This window comes from Sphaerisporangium sp. NPDC004334, from assembly GCF_053602655.1.
Map to the genome: position 1 here is coordinate 177,080 of NZ_JBSGDZ010000012.1, position 14,223 is coordinate 191,302.

Consider the following 14,223-nt stretch of genomic DNA (forward strand, 5'->3'; position numbering starts at 1 on the left):
TTCTCATGATCGTCATTACCGCCCCCACCGGGAACATCGGCCGGCAGCTGCTCTCGCTGCTGGTCGAGGCCGCGCCCGCACGCGGAGAGGAGGTACGGGTCGTGGTCCGCGACCCTGCCCGGCTCCCCGAGTCCGTGCAAGGACGGGTCGAAGTGGTCACCGGCTCGCACGGCGACGCCGCGACCGTCGAGCGCGCCTTCACCGGGGCCGACGCCGTCTTCTGGCTCGTGCCGCCGGACGCCTCGGCCACGCCCGACGAGGCGTTCAGCGGCTTCACCCGCCCGGCCGCGCGGGCGTTCGCCGCCGGCGGCGTCGGCCATGTCGTCGGCGTCTCGGCGCTCGGCCGCGGCACCCCGTACGCCGCCCAGGCCGGGCTGGTCACCGCCTCCCTGGCCATGGACGACCTGATCGCCGGTTCCGGCGTCGCCTACCGTGCCCTGGCCTGTCCGTCCTTCTTCGAGAACCTGCTGGAGGAGGCCGGCTCGATCCGCGAGAACGGCGTCTTCACCGACACCGTCGCCGCGGACCGTCCGGCCCCGCTGGTGGCCGTCGCCGACATCGCCGCGACGGCGGCAGGGCTGCTGCTGGACCGCTCCTGGACCGGCGTCGGCAGTGTTCCGGTGCTCGGCCCGCAGGCCCTGTCGCCCGACGACCTGGCCCGCATCATGACCGAGGAGCTGGGCCGTCCGGTCCGCTACCAGCGCCAGCCGCTCGACGAACTGCGGTCCACCCTGCTCGGCTACGGCCCCATCACCGATCTACGAGAACGCGCCCAGGCGTACCCGCCCGCGCTGAGCACGGCGCTCGTGGACGGGCTGTGGGAAGCGATCTTCTCCGTGGACCTGGCGCGGTGCGGAGCCGCCGGCACCGACCCTGCCTATGCGGCGGGCTGCCTGTTCCGCGCCATCGGCGTCGCCTGCCAGGCACTGCACGGTCACGCGGACCAGTGGCTGATCAACGAAAAGGGCATGCTCACCTCGGCCGACCGGCTGCCCGTGGCCCCGCGGAACTTCGCCGCCCGCGCTCAGAGGCTGCTCAGCCACATCGGCGAGTCCGCCCAGCGGATCGAGCACACCGTCAACGAAGCGGCCACCCTGGTCGATGAGGTCAAGACAGCCCTCGGCCGCTGATCTCCATGGAGCCGGCGTTGGACATGGCGGACGCGGACGCCTGGGATGGCGCCGAACGGGCCATCCGCCGCGACCTCAAGCCCTGGACCCGGGCATCGCCCGCGGCCCGGGTCCAGAAGGCCGCCTTGGCCGCCGGATCAGAGGGCGAGGCGGATGACGTTCCAGGAGACCGGGGGCAGGACGACGCGCAGGGGGTCGGTGTCGACGTCCGGGTTCGGGCGGGGGGCGATGCGGTCCGGGTCGTCGGCGGAGTTGTAGGCATAGACGTCGGAGTCGGTGAGGGTGGTGGCCTCGACGACGCGGACGTCGCCGAGGGCGCGGGCGTCCAGGGTGAGCTCCAGCGGGCGGTCGGTGGACCGGTTGACCGCGAAGACCGTGGTGGCCTCGTCGTCGTGGGTGGCGACGGCGTGCAGCAGCGGGACCTCGCCGTACTGGGCGGTCTCGTGCACCGGGGAATCGGGCTCCAGCCGCAGCACGTCCCCCGAGGCGTACCGGGACGCCTGGGCGAAGGGGTGGAAGATGGTCTGGCGCCAGGCGCGGCCGCCCGGCTCGGTCATGATGGGGCCGATGACGTTGACGAGCTGGGCCTGGCAGGCGGCGGTGACCCGGTCGCTGTTGCGCAGCAGCGTGATGAGCAGCCCGCCGACGGCCACGGCGTCGGCCAGGTGGTAGCGGTCCTCCAGCAGCGGCGGGGCGACCGGCCAGTCCTTCGGCGGCTCGCTGGACTGCTCGGCCTGGAAGCGGCTGAGGTACCAGACGTTCCACTCGTCGAAGGACACGTTGATGCGCTTGGTGCCGCGCAGCTTGGCCCGCACGTGGTCGGCGGTGGCGACGACCGAGGCGATGAAGCTCTCCATGTCGGTGGAGCAGGCGAGGAAGCTCGCCAGGTCGCGGTCCTTCTCCTCGTAGTAGGCGTGGCAGGAGATGTAGTCGACCTGCTCGTAGGCCTCCTCCAGGACCTCGGCCTCCCAGGCGCCGAAGGTCGGCATGGAGGAGCCCGAGCTGCCGCAGGCCACCAGTTCCAGACCCGGGTCGATCATGCGCATGGCGCGGGCCGTCTCGGCGGCGAGCCTGCCGTACTCGCGTGCGGTCTTGTGGCCGATCTGCCAGGGGCCGTCCATCTCGTTGCCCAGGCACCACATCCGGATGCCGTGCGGTTCCTTGGACCCGTTGGCGGCGCGCAGGTCCGACCAGTGCGTGCCGGAGTCGAGGTTGCAGTACTCCAGAATGTCCAGGGCCTCCTGGACGCCGCGGGTGCCCAGGTTGACGGCCATCATGGGTTCGACGCCCGCCTTGCGGGCCCAGCGGGCGAACTCGTCCAGGCCGACCTGGTTGGGCTCGGTGCAGTGCCAGGCCAGGTCGAGCCGGGCGGGGCGCGAGGAGACGGGCCCGATGCCGTCCTCCCAGCGGTAGCCGGAGACGAAGTTGCCGCCTGGATAGCGCACGGTGCTGACGCCGAGCTCGCGGGTGAGCTCGAGGACGTCGCGGCGGAAGCCGTCCTCGTCGGCGGTGGGGTGGCCGGGCTCGTAGATGCCGGTGTAGACGCAGCGGCCGAGGTGCTCGACGAAGGAGCCGAACGTGCGGCGCTGTACGGGGGCCACACGGAAGGCGGGGTCGATCGTGAGGGATGCCTGGTGCACGGTGCTCCTGCCCGCCTTCGCGGAGGTCGGTGACGCCGGGTTCGGTTGCGCCGATTGTCAGCACTCCCATGCCCGCAGTCAAGGACGGGCATGGGGACGATCGGATCCGCCCCGAGCCATGCTCGTCGGCCCCGCCCTCACCTGGGAGCCACAGCGCCGTTCCGCCGCCAAAGGAAGATTACAAATCGGTTTGAACCGGGTCTGGGGCCGCCGCGTACCTCCGTCCGTACGCACATGCAGACGACATAGGAGGCCTGATGCGGTCGCGCATCGTCACGCTCTGCGCTGCGGCACTCGTCCTGGGCATTTCCACCGGCACGATCCCGGCGCACGCTGAGTCCACGCAGTCCAAGGAGTCCACCAGGTCCACCACTCATAACAAGAACCGATTCGCCGAGATCCCCCTCATCTCGGACGTGGCCGGCAAGGCGGACGTCACCGACGCCAAGGTGGTCAACCCCTGGGGCCTGGCGATGGGCAAGACGCTGTGGGTCTCCAACGCGGGCACCGGGACGGCGACCGTGTACTCGGGCGGCGCGAGCCAGCTCACCAAGGAGAAGACCGAGGTCTGGATCCCCGGCGGCACACCGACCGGCCAGATCTTCAACGACTCCGGCGAGGGCTTCGAGATCTCCAGCAAGGGGGCCTCCGGCCCGGCGACGTTCATCTTCGCCAGCCCCAGCGGCGCCATCACCGGCTGGAACGCCGAGGTGAACCCGAGCAACGCCATCATCGCGGCCTTCACCCGTCACGCCGACTACAAGGGCCTGGCCCTGATGCCGACCAACCGGGGACGCTTCCTGCTCGCCGCCGACTTCGCCCACAACCGGGTCGACGTCTTCGACGACGACTTCAGCAGGGTGCGGCTGTCGAAGTGGGCTTTCCGCGACCGCGGCCTGCCGCGTGACTACTCCGCCTTCAACGTCGAGATCGTGGGCAACGCCGTCTACGTCGCCTACGCCAAGCGCGACCCCGAAACCGGCAAGTCGGTCGCGGGACGCGGCTTCGGCTTCATCAGCCGCTTCACCGCCTCGGGTCGCTTCGCCGGCCGCGTGGCCGCCCGCGGCGCCCTGAACGCGCCCTGGGCGATGATCAAGGCCCCCGCGAGCTTCGGCGCCTATGCCGGCGCGCTGCTGGTGGGCAACTTCGGTGACGGCTGGATCAACGCCTACCGCAACGGCCGCTACCTCGGCCCGCTGCGCAAGGCCGACGGCAAGGCGATCGCCATCGAGGGCCTGTGGGACCTTGAGCCCGGCACCGCGGCCATCGGCGGCGAGAACGCCCTGTGGTTCTCCGCCGGCGTCCAGAAGGCGCAGCACGGCCTGATCGGACTGATCATGCCGGCCGACGCCGCCGGCGGCTCCTCCACCCCCGCGCCGAGCGCGTCGGCCAGCCCGTCGGCCTCGCCGACCTCCAACTCCAATTCCAACAACAACTCCGGCTACTGATCACGACGGGAGGTGAGCGACCACCGGGCCCTGCGATGACCGAGGGCTCCCGCGAAACGAGGATTCACCATCTTTTCTGAAGATCAACACGACCCGCCCGAATGAGCGGAAGTCGGCTGCGGGGTGGCGCGCCCCGCAGCCGGCTTTCGGTTGTTCGAACATCCCCGCCCCCTCGGCGGGGAGGTCCGTCCCGGCGCCTCCCCGCCGGGTGCGCCCGTCTCATGGCCCGGACACATCCTGCGCCCCCGGGCCATGAGACGGCGCCCGGTCAGGCCACCGAGCCCCGGGGCTATGAGACGGCGCCCCGTCTGGCCACCGAGCGGACGGTCCCGCCGGGAGCGTACGGGTGTGGCCGCGAGGTCGCGCTCACGCGCGGGAGGGCGGGGCGGTGCTCTCGCGGACGATCAGCTCGGTCGCCAGTTCGACCCGGTGGTGCTCGAGTCGCTCTCCCGCGGCCAGGGCGGCGATCATGCGGGCGGCGGTGGCGCCCATCTGGACCAGCGGCTGGCGCACGGTGGTCAGCGGCGGGCCGGCCCACTGGGTGAACGGCAGGTCGTCGAAGCCGATCACGCTCAGGTCGTCGGGAATGCGCGCGCCCGCCCGCCTCGCCGCCTCGTAGACGCCGAACGCCTGCAGGTCGTTGGCGGTGAAGATGGCCGTGGGCGGGTCGGGCAGCCTCAGCAGCTCGGCGCCGTCCTGCAGGCCGCCCTCGACGTACAGGGTGCTGACGCGGACCAGGTCAGGGTCCACCGGGACGCCGGCGGCGTCCATCGCGGCGCGGAAGCCGTCCAGCCGCGCCCGGCAGCACGGCCACTGCGTCGGCCCGCTCAGCATGCCGATGCGGCGGTGGCCGAGGTCGAGCAGGTGGCGGGTGGCGGCCATCCCGCCGCTCCAGTTGGTGGCGCCGACGGAGGGCGTCTGGTGCAGCGGCTCGCCGGTCGGGTCGATGACGACCAGCGGGATCGAGCGGGTGGCGAGCTGCGACTGCTGCTGCACGGTCAGCTCGGAGAACACCGTGATGACACCGCTCGGACGCCGGGCGAGCACCTGCTCGGTCCAGGCCTTTCCAGGAGTGAGCCTGCCCTGCATCTCGGTGAGCACGACGGCCAGCTCGCGCTCGCGGGCGGCCTGCTCGACGCCGCGGATGATCTCCAGGGCCCACAGGCTCTCGAGGGCGTGGAAGACCAGCTCGACGATGGCGATGGAGGTGTTGGTGTCGCGGCGGCGGTAGCCGTGCTCACGGAGCACCGCCTCGACCCGCTGCCGCGTGCCGAGCGCGACCCCGGCCTGGCCGTTGATCACCCGGGACACCGTGGGCGCCGACACCCCGGCAAGTTTCGCGATCTTCGCCACCGTCAGGTCATGGCGCGCTGAATCGCCTGCGGCGAGCCCGGCATCCGTCGCGGTCACCGCCCCAGTCTACGCACCTTCCCCTCATTCACAGGGATACCGGCCCCACCCCGGCCCTCATGGGTCAGCGGACGGTGCCGAAGGCGAGGCCGGCGGCGAGGGCGATGATCAGCGACAGGACCACCATGACCATCACCGTCGCCAGCGGCTGCGGACGGCGCGGCCGCGGGACCTCCGCCCGGAGCCGGCGCTCGACGGCGGACGGGACGGCGGACGGGACGACGGCCGGTGGCGTGGGCCTGCCCGTCGGCGGTGAGGGCGTCGGTGTGACCTCCGTCCGGGACGGCGCCGGGCGAGGCGCCGCCTGGGGCCGGCCGGGTGGGACCGCGGGGGCGGAGGGCCGGGACGACGGCGCCCGGGAGGACGTGACGGCGGGGGTGGGAGCCGGCGAGGCCGGCGTGCGCGGGGGCGGCGTTGGCGGTGTGCGCGTGGGCGGCGGGGCCGGGGTGGGGGGCGGCGTGGGAGCGGGGGCGGGTGCGGGCGGGGCGGCCGGACGCCGGCAGACGGGCGGGCCGCCGATGGTGATGCCGACCCGCAGGCTCACCACCAGGTCGACGTCCAGGCAGAGACCGACGCCCGGGAGGACGCCGAGCCGGTCGCCGTCGTCGTCCGACAGGCGCAAAGCGGCGTCGGCGACCCCTGGACCGGAACGCGCCCCCGCCCCGGCCTCGACTTCGACGCCGACCCCCCTCGCGGTACGGGACGTCCTGCTCGGCATGGCCGGTGCGCTGGGTCTCGACGCTTCCGGTGCATGGTTCGGGGCTTCGGCCGGGGGCCGGGGTGTGGGGTACGGCGTGGGGGTGGGGTGGTGGGAAGGCTTCTTCAAGGAGTCGGGCGGGGCGGGGTGGACGGCTTCGGCGCTGGAGGGAGGGGTGGGGGCGGCGATGAGGACGCCCGCGAGCGACGCGGTGGCGAGCGGCACCGCCAGCAGGGCGGTGGCGCGGGAACCCGGCGCCATCATCCGCTCCACGGGATGCGCTGGAACTCGTCCAAAGCGGACCGGAACGCCTCGGGACCCACCGACAGGCCACTGGAGAACACGTGGGAGATCTGCCAGGTGAGGTAGATGCCGAACCCGAGCAGCCCGGCCATGATGAACAGCGGCACGAGCGTCTTGCCGCGCGGACGGGCGCCGGCCAGGAACGGGTAGAGGATGACGATCGACCCGGTCAGGATCGTCAGCGGCAGCACACCGGCGGGCGGTCTGGCCTGGGCGTCCGCACCTCTCTGGCGTCGCGCCGCCGACACCTCCCTCAGTTCGTCCAGGGTCGCGCTCTTCGCGGCCCTCGCGTCGTCACCGGTGACGATCAGGCCCACCACTTGAGTGCGCAGCGCGTCCAGCCGCGAGGCGCCCTCCAGGCTGAGCCGCCCGTCGGCCATGAGCGGCCATTCCTTCTGCACGACGTACTGGACGTAGTCGCGAACCTGCTGCTGCACCTGGGCGCCCACTGGGACCGGAAGCCCGGCCGCGGCCCAGTAGGTCTCCACGGCGGCGCGGCTCTCGGTGTAGGTGTTCTGCCGGGCGGAGTCGGCCGTGGTCCACGGCACCACGACCGCGATGGCGAAGACCAGCAGGAACAGGGACGACAGCATGGAGCCGGCGTGGCCGGCGGCGGGGCCGTTGGGGAGCACGTCGTCGGTGCCGTGATCGAGCTTGCGGAAAAGAAAGGCGGCGGCGGCCACCACCCCGACCGCGGCCGCAACCGCCAGGACGCTGACGAGCATTACCATCTCCATAGCGTTGTGCGGGCGGTCGCACACCACCCGTTACCGATCGCATGCCGTCACATAGCTATCACATTACGTGACCATGGCGGGCATTGATCGAAAAGGTGGCTCCAGCTTCCTTGCCGAAGGCCGCCACGGCAGGAGCCAGGCCCACGGAACGCCGACAGGGCAGCGGTTCGCGGCCCGTTCGCGGCCCGCACGGCGTGGAGCGCGCACGCCCGGCACGCCTCTCAGAGATACCCGCGGGCCCGGAAGGCGGGTGGAGGTCCGTTCGGCCGCCGAAGACGCCATTCGTCCCACCGGCGCCGTCCCGGGCCTGATCGGTCGGCGCGGTGGGCGAAGGACCGAACGACCATCACCGGCGGCGACCACGGGACCGTGAGATGCCGCGGATGCCGCCGGTGTCCGGAGGATGACGGCGGAGGCGGCGTCGCGGGACGCCGCCTCCGCGAGTGTGGTCCAGGGAGTTCAGTGACCGCTCGCAGGCGCCGAGCCCGCCTGGTCAGCCCACCCGGCGCCTGCTTTCAGCGCATCAGGTCACCCCCTATCACCGCACCAGGTCAGCCGGCGGAGCAGGTCAGGGTGGCCGGCACGCCGTTCGCCCCGGTCCAACCGGCGTTGAAGCCGGCGGTGGTCGACCCGTTCGGCTGAAGCGTGCCGTTCCAGGACTCGTTGCGCATCGTCACGGCGGAGCCGGACTGGGTGTACCGGCCGCCCCACGCCTGGCTGATGGTCTGCCCGTTGGGGAAGGTGAAAGTGACCGTCCACGACGCGATGGCGGAGGTCCCCGAGTTGCGCACCGCGATCTCGCCCTGGAACCCGTTCGACCACTGGTTGACGACCCGGTAGGTGGCCGCGCAGGCGCGTCCCACCGTGGGAGTGGGAGTGGGCGTGACCGTGGGCGTGGGGGTGGGGGTCGGCGTCACCGTGGGCGTCGGCGTCACCGTCGGGGTGGCGGTCGGCGTCGGGGAGGGCGTGGTGCCCGACGGAGGGACGCGGATGATGCGGTCGTCGGTGCTCGCCGGGGTCCCCCGGCCGTCACGGTTGCTCGTGGTCACCCACAGCCAGCCGTCGGGGCCGACCGCGACCGCGCGCAGCCGTCCGTAGGTCCCCTGCAACTCGGCGACCGGGGAGCCGACGGTCGAGCCGCCGTTGACCCCGACCGTCCACAGTCGCGTGCCCCGCAGCGCCGCGGCGAACAGCGTGCCGTTGGCGTAGGCCAGGCCGCTCGGCGACGCCTGGTCCGTGGTCCAGGTCACCAACGGGTTGCGGAAGGAGGAGTTGTTGCACATGCCCTCGCAGGTGGGCCAGCCGTAGTTGCCACCGGCGACGATGTAGTTGAGCTCGTCGTAGGTGTCCTGGCCGAACTCGCTGGCGTACATCCGCCCCTGCGGGTCCCAGGCGATGCCCTGGACGTTGCGGTGCCCCAGCGTGTAGACGAGCGAGTTGGGGAAGGGGTTGCCCGACGACGGCACCCCGCCGGTCGGCGTCATGCGCAGGATCTTGCCGCCGAGGCTGTTCTGGTTCTGGGCGTTGGAGGTGGTCCCGCCGTCGCCGGTGGTCACGTACAGCATGCCGTCGGGACCGAAGGCGAGACGCCCGCCGTTGTGGTAGCTGTTCTTCGGGATGCCGGAGACGAGCACCTGCTGGGTGCCCGGCGCGTTCAGACGGAAGCGGACCACGCGGTTGTCGGCGCTGGCCGAGTAGTACGCGTAGATGTACTGGTCCTGCGCGTAGGTGGGTGAGACCGCGATGCCGAGCAGGCCGCCCTCGCCGGACGGCACGACGTTCGGCACGGTGGCCACGGCCGTGGGCGTGGCCCCGGGGCGCACCTGCATGATGCGGGCGGTGCCGCGCTCGGAGACCAGCCCGCTGCCATCGGGCAGGAAGGCCAGCCCCCAGGGCACCTGCAGCCCGGTGTTGGCGACCGTCGCGCGGGTGAAGTCGAAACCGCCGGTCGCGAGGGCTCCGGCGGGGATCGGGCGGGTCACGACGAGAACGGCGGCCGCGGCGACGGCGGCGGTGACGGTCAGGATGGAGGTAAAGCGCCTGCGCTTCACCGGTACAACGGTCATCACGTGCTCCCTACGCCGTGTAAGGCACGGTGTCAAAGCCTGGTCCACGACCGTATGCGGCTGGCGCGAGGGCGGGCAATCATGGTCGCAGCGCGGACGCGCGAGCCACCGCCCTGGCCTGCGCGTAGGCCCGGCGGCCCCGCGCCGGCGTTCCCGTCCGGCTGGAAACTTTCATCGTACGTCTGCAACTTTCCGCCGCCCGGCGGCCCCCGGCCGTCCATGGTCGCGGTGCGCCGACGCCCCCGTTCGCGGCGGCCGGCGGCGGATCCACCGCGATCGCGGGCGGGAGGTGCGCACGGTCCGGGTCCGGCCGTGGGGCAGGCCGCCGGTTCGCTTCGCCTTGCTCGAAGCCGGGTGTCAGATCGAGGCGAGGTAGCGCTCGGCCAGGGCGCAGGTGCCCTCGGTGTACCCCGCGCCCAGCTCGCGGGCGATGTCCACGGCCGGGTGCGAGCCGATCCAGGCGACCAGCAGCAGCCGGCGCAGCATGATGAAGGTCCAGATCTCCCGCTCGTCCTCGCGCGGCAGATCGAGGACGGTGCGGTAGCCGCCCGCCCACGACTCGGCCATCTCGGGGACGTCCGGGTGGTGCTCGATGAAGCTGAGCGCGGCCCCGAGGTCGTACAGATACCACCCGAAGCCACAGTCGTCGAAGTCGATGACCGTCACGCCCGCCGTTCCCGGGTCGACCGGCCGAGCATCGGGGGACGGTACGGCCGCCCCGGCGGTGGACTCTCCGGGGTGACCCGCGCCGCCGGGCGGTGCGGCCGTGGCCGCCCGTCCCCCGCTCGCGGCGCCGCCTACCAGGAGGTTGGCCAGGCGCAGGTCGGCGTGGATCAGTCCGTACCGTTCGGGGCCCTTGCCGAACCGGGTCAGCCGGTCGCGCAGGGCGGCCTCCAGCCTGCCGAGCACCGCGTGCTCCTCACGGCCGACGCCGGCGCCGTCCTGCCAGCGGCCCCAGCGGGGGCGCGGGCCGAAGGCGGCGTCCTCGTCCCAGTGGAACCGGGTGAACGAGGCCGGCCGCCGCCAGCGGCGGGCGTGCAGGTGCATGCGCGCGGTGATCGCACCGAGCGGCCCGAAGTGCTCGCCCAGGCGGTGCTCGGCGGGTTCGGCGCCGGGAACATGGGCGAACATCACGCAGTCGCGCGGGGCCGCGCCCGGGTCGGCGACGCCGACCACGCGCGAGCCGTCCAGCGCGGGGACGACCCGCGGGGTCGGCACGCCCGCCTCCTCGCGCAGCGCGGTGAGCCAGTCGAGTTCGGAGGCGATCGCCTGGCGCGAGTGGTAGCCGAGACGGTGCACCCGCAGGATCAGCCGGCGTCCCGCGTCGGCGACGAGGAACGTCGCGTTCTCCGACACGTTGATCAGCGTGACCTCGGCGTCCGGCCCGACGTCGTAGCGCCGCAACGCCCGCCGGGCCACCCGCTCGACCCGGCCGAGTACGCCGCCCCCGGCCGAAAGGTCGTGAAGATCCCGCCCCGGCAGGGCGTCGTCCGGCGGATCGTGGCGGGTGGGCCCGGCGTGCGCGAGCGCATCCTCCGCGTCCGGCAGGTCGTGGACCTCCATGCGTTCTCCTCGTGGGGCGGGCCGGCGGAACGGCCGACCATCATAGGGACGGCGCCCTCCGGCCCGGCCCGCCGGGATCGTCGGACCGCCCGGCCGCCATCGCCGGGCCATTGTGGGGAGCGGACCGGACGGACGGTGACGGCCCGGCCGTACCGTGGTGCGGACGAACTCGGCGTACCGCCCGGCGGTGGGCCGGCCGGGCGAAGTTGCTAGCTTGTGCGAAATGAGCGGACGAGCAGTGTTGGTGACCGGGGCGTCGCGGGGCATCGGACGTGCGGTGGCCGCCGCGTTCGCGGGCGAGGGCGACCGCGTGGCCGTCCACCACCGGGATTCGGCCGAGCTGGCCGAGCGGACGCGCGCCGGGCTGCCGGGCGGCGGGCACGTGGTCGTCCAGGCCGACATCGCCGACCCCGAGCAGGTCCGGCGCATGGTGGACGAGGCGGCCGACGGGCTGGGCGGCATCGACGTGCTGGTCAACAACGCCGGCGTCTTCCTTCCCCACCCGATCACCGAGGTGTCCTACGAAGAGTGGCAGGAGGCGTGGCGGCGCACGCTGGACCTGAACCTGCTGGGCGCGGCCAACCTCACCTGGTGCGCCGTGCCCCACATGCCGTCCGGGGGGCGCATCGTCAACGTGTCCTCGCGCGGGGCCTTCCGCGGGGAGCCGCACGCTCCGGCGTACGCGGCGAGCAAGGCGGGCATGAACGCCCTCGGCCAGTCACTGGCCATCTTCCTCGCCCCGCACGGCATCTCCGTGGGCACCGTCGCGCCCGGCTTCGTCGAGACCGACATGACCAACGAGCACCTGAAGGCTCCGCGCGGCGACGCGATCCGCGCCCAGAGCCCGTTCGGCCGGGTGGCCCGTCCGGAGGAGATCGCCGCCGCCGTGCTTTATCTGGCCTCGCCCACCGCCGAGTGGGCGAGCGGCGCCATCATCGACCTCAACGGCGCCTCCTACCTGCGCAGCTGACCCCTTCCCGCGCACGTGACCCGGATCAGGCCGTGCCGGCGGGGATGGCGCCGGGCGGGCGGGCGGCGTCGGCGAGCAGGGCCCTGGCCTGGCGGACGACGGCCTCGTCGACGAAGCGGCCGTCCGGGAGGGCGACGGCGCCGGCGCCTGCCGCGGCCACTACCTGGTCGGCCGCCGCGATCTCCTCCTCGGTGGGGCGGTAGGCGGCCTCGATGACCGGCAACTGGGCGGGGTGGATGGCCGCGCGGCCCCGGAACCCCATGGCGCGGCCGGCGCGGCAGGAGGCGGCCAGCCCTTCCAGGTCGCGGAAGGCGGTGTAGACCGACTGGGCGGGAGCGGGCAGCCCCGCGGCGCGGGCGGCGACCACGATCCGGGACCGCGCCCACGCCAGACCGGTCTCGTCGGCGACGCCGAGATCAGCGCGCAGGTCCGCCTCGCCGAGCCCGATGCTCGCGACCGCCGGGCAGGCCGTGGCGATCTCGTAGGCCAGCTCGAGGCCGAGGGCCGACTCGACCAGCGGATGGAGCGCGACGCCGGGAGCCGCGAGGGCGATCTCGCGCAGTCCGGCGGCCGACTCGGTCTTCGGCACGCGGATGCCCGCGGTGCCGGCGCACAGGGGCCCGATGGCCCGCAGGTCGGCCTGCCCGCACGGGGTGCGCACGTCGTTGATCCGGATCTGGACGCGCGGGCTCGGGGTCGCGAGCAGCGCGACGACCTCGGCGCGCGCCCGGTCCTTGTCGCCGGGCGCGACGGCGTCCTCCAGGTCGACGATCACCACGCCGGCCGGGCCTGCGAGGGCCTTGGCGACGAGCGCGGGCCGGTCCGCGGGCGCGTACAACCAGGTCGGCATCAGATCACTCCCTCAGATGTCGGGTGGGCGACGGCGCGCTAGACGACGCCCTTGTCCCGCAGGGCCGCCACGTCCGCGTCGGACAGGCCCAGCTCCGCCAGGACGGCGGCGGTGTCGGCGCCGTGGGGGCGGCCGGGCCAGCGGATCTCGCCCGGCGTGGCGGACAGGCGGAACATGACGTTCTGCATGCGCAGCGGGCCGAGACCGGGGTCCTCGACGGTGGTGACCGCGTCCAGGGCGGCGAGCTGCGGGTCGGACATGACATCGCGCACGTCGTAGATGGGGGCGACCGCCGCCTGGGCGCGCTCGAAGGCGTCCAGCACCTCCTCGCGGGTGCGCGCGCCGACCCACGCGGCGACGGCCTGGTCCAGCTCGTCGGCGTGCTCGACGCGTCCGGCGCCGGTGGCGAACCACGGCTCCTGGACGTACTCGGGCCGGCCGACCAGGCGCATGACCCGCTCGGCGATGTTCTGGGCGGAGGTGGAGACGGCCACCCAGGTGCCGTCGGCGCAGCGGTAGGTGTTGCGCGGCGCGTTGTTGACCGAGCGGTTCCCCGTGCGCGGCGGCACCACGCCGAGCCGGTCGTAGATGGTCGGCTGGGCGCCGAGCACGGTGAGGATCGGCTCGATGATCGACATGTCGACCACCTGGCCGGCCCCGGTGCCCTCACGCGCGTGGAGGGCGGCCATGACGGCGTAGGCGGTGGCGAGGGCGCAGATGCCGTCCGCCAGCCCGAACGGGGGCAGGGTGGGCGGCCCGTCCGGTTCGCCGGTCATCGCGGCGAACCCGCTCATCGCCTCGGCGAGGGTGCCGAACCCGGGACGCCGCGCGTACGGGCCGAACTGGCCGAACCCGGTGACGCGGGCCAGCACCAAGCGGGGGTTGGCCTCGCGGAGACGGTCGTAGGACAGGTTCCAGCGCTCGAGGGTGCCGGGCCTGAAGTTCTCGATGACCACGTCGGCGTCGCGGGCGAGCGCGAGCAGCACCCGCTGCCCCTCGGCCGTCGACAGGTCCAGGGTCATGGCCCGTTTGTTGCGGCCCAGCACCTTCCACCACAGGCCGCCCGGACCGTGACCGCGGGAGGGGTCGGGCTTGGCCGGGTGCTCGACCTTGACCACCTCGGCGCCGAAGTCGCCGAGCAGCATCGCGGCCATCGGCCCGGCGAACAGCGTCGCCAGGTCCAGGACGCGGACGCCTTCCAGGGCTTTCATGTTTGATCCTCCGTGGTCCTGCGTGACGACTCCCCCGGGGTCCCGTGTGACGACTCCCCCGGGGTCCCGTGTGACGACTCCTCCGGGGTCCCGTGTGACGACTCCTCCGGGATCCCGTGTGACGACTCCTCCGGGATCCCGTGTGACGACTCCTCCAGGGTCCTGCGTGACGACTGCTCCGTGGTCCGCCTGACGACT

11 protein-coding genes are annotated in these 14,223 nt (G+C 73.1%); 3 read left to right on the plus strand and 8 right to left on the minus strand.

Annotated elements, in window-relative coordinates:
* Window positions 1–5: 5 nt before the first annotated feature.
* On the plus strand, window positions 6–1,130 hold the full coding sequence (locus ACWEN6_RS17620) for an NAD(P)H-binding protein (protein WP_452571136.1): 1,125 nt from the start codon (window positions 6–8) through the stop codon (window positions 1,128–1,130).
* 137 nt (window positions 1,131–1,267) lie between these two features.
* Here ACWEN6_RS17620 and arfA read toward each other — a convergent pair whose 3' ends face one another.
* On the minus strand, window positions 1,268–2,770 hold the full coding sequence (gene arfA / locus ACWEN6_RS17625) for an arabinosylfuranosidase ArfA (protein ID WP_452571137.1): 1,503 nt from the start codon (window positions 2,768–2,770) through the stop codon (window positions 1,268–1,270).
* Window positions 2,771–3,027: 257 nt separating this feature from the next.
* Between arfA and ACWEN6_RS17630 the strand changes: the two genes are divergently transcribed.
* Entirely contained in the window at window positions 3,028–4,218 is a 1,191-nt protein-coding gene (locus ACWEN6_RS17630) for a TIGR03118 family protein (RefSeq protein WP_452571138.1), read from the plus strand.
* A gap of 366 nt (window positions 4,219–4,584) precedes the next feature.
* Here ACWEN6_RS17630 and ACWEN6_RS17635 read toward each other — a convergent pair whose 3' ends face one another.
* From ACWEN6_RS17635 to ACWEN6_RS17655, 5 genes are all read right to left on the minus strand, one after another.
* Window positions 4,585–5,628, minus strand: a complete 1,044-nt coding sequence (locus ACWEN6_RS17635) for a LacI family DNA-binding transcriptional regulator (RefSeq protein ID WP_452571139.1) — start codon at window positions 5,626–5,628, stop codon at window positions 4,585–4,587.
* 64 nt (window positions 5,629–5,692) lie between these two features.
* Window positions 5,693–6,586, minus strand: a complete 894-nt coding sequence (locus tag ACWEN6_RS17640) for a hypothetical protein (RefSeq protein ID WP_452571140.1) — start codon at window positions 6,584–6,586, stop codon at window positions 5,693–5,695.
* Complete coding sequence (locus ACWEN6_RS17645; RefSeq protein WP_452571141.1) at window positions 6,586–7,353, minus strand: bestrophin-like domain; 768 nt, start codon at window positions 7,351–7,353, stop codon at window positions 6,586–6,588. The genes ACWEN6_RS17640 and ACWEN6_RS17645 overlap by 1 nt, the downstream gene beginning before the upstream one ends.
* Window positions 7,354–7,916: 563 nt before the next feature.
* Window positions 7,917–9,431, minus strand: a complete 1,515-nt coding sequence (locus ACWEN6_RS17650) for a PQQ-dependent sugar dehydrogenase (protein ID WP_452571142.1) — start codon at window positions 9,429–9,431, stop codon at window positions 7,917–7,919.
* A 357-nt stretch (window positions 9,432–9,788) separates the two neighbouring features.
* The gene (locus tag ACWEN6_RS17655; protein WP_452571143.1) at window positions 9,789–10,994 is read right to left on the minus strand and encodes a phosphotransferase enzyme family protein; all 1,206 of its coding nucleotides are present in this window, start codon (window positions 10,992–10,994) and stop codon (window positions 9,789–9,791) included.
* Between the two features lie 223 nt (window positions 10,995–11,217).
* Between ACWEN6_RS17655 and ACWEN6_RS17660 the strand changes: the two genes are divergently transcribed.
* Window positions 11,218–11,964 (plus strand): SDR family NAD(P)-dependent oxidoreductase, encoded by a 747-nt coding sequence (locus ACWEN6_RS17660; protein WP_452571144.1) that lies wholly within the window; start codon window positions 11,218–11,220, stop codon window positions 11,962–11,964.
* A 25-nt stretch (window positions 11,965–11,989) separates the two neighbouring features.
* On the opposite strand, the gene ACWEN6_RS17665 is transcribed toward ACWEN6_RS17660, so the two are convergent.
* A complete protein-coding gene (locus ACWEN6_RS17665) occupies window positions 11,990–12,814 on the minus strand; it encodes an HpcH/HpaI aldolase/citrate lyase family protein (protein ID WP_452571145.1) in 825 nt (274 codons plus the stop codon).
* A gap of 38 nt (window positions 12,815–12,852) precedes the next feature.
* On the minus strand, window positions 12,853–14,025 hold the full coding sequence (locus ACWEN6_RS17670; protein WP_354839637.1) for a CaiB/BaiF CoA transferase family protein: 1,173 nt from the start codon (window positions 14,023–14,025) through the stop codon (window positions 12,853–12,855).
* Window positions 14,026–14,223: the final 198 nt, after the last annotated feature.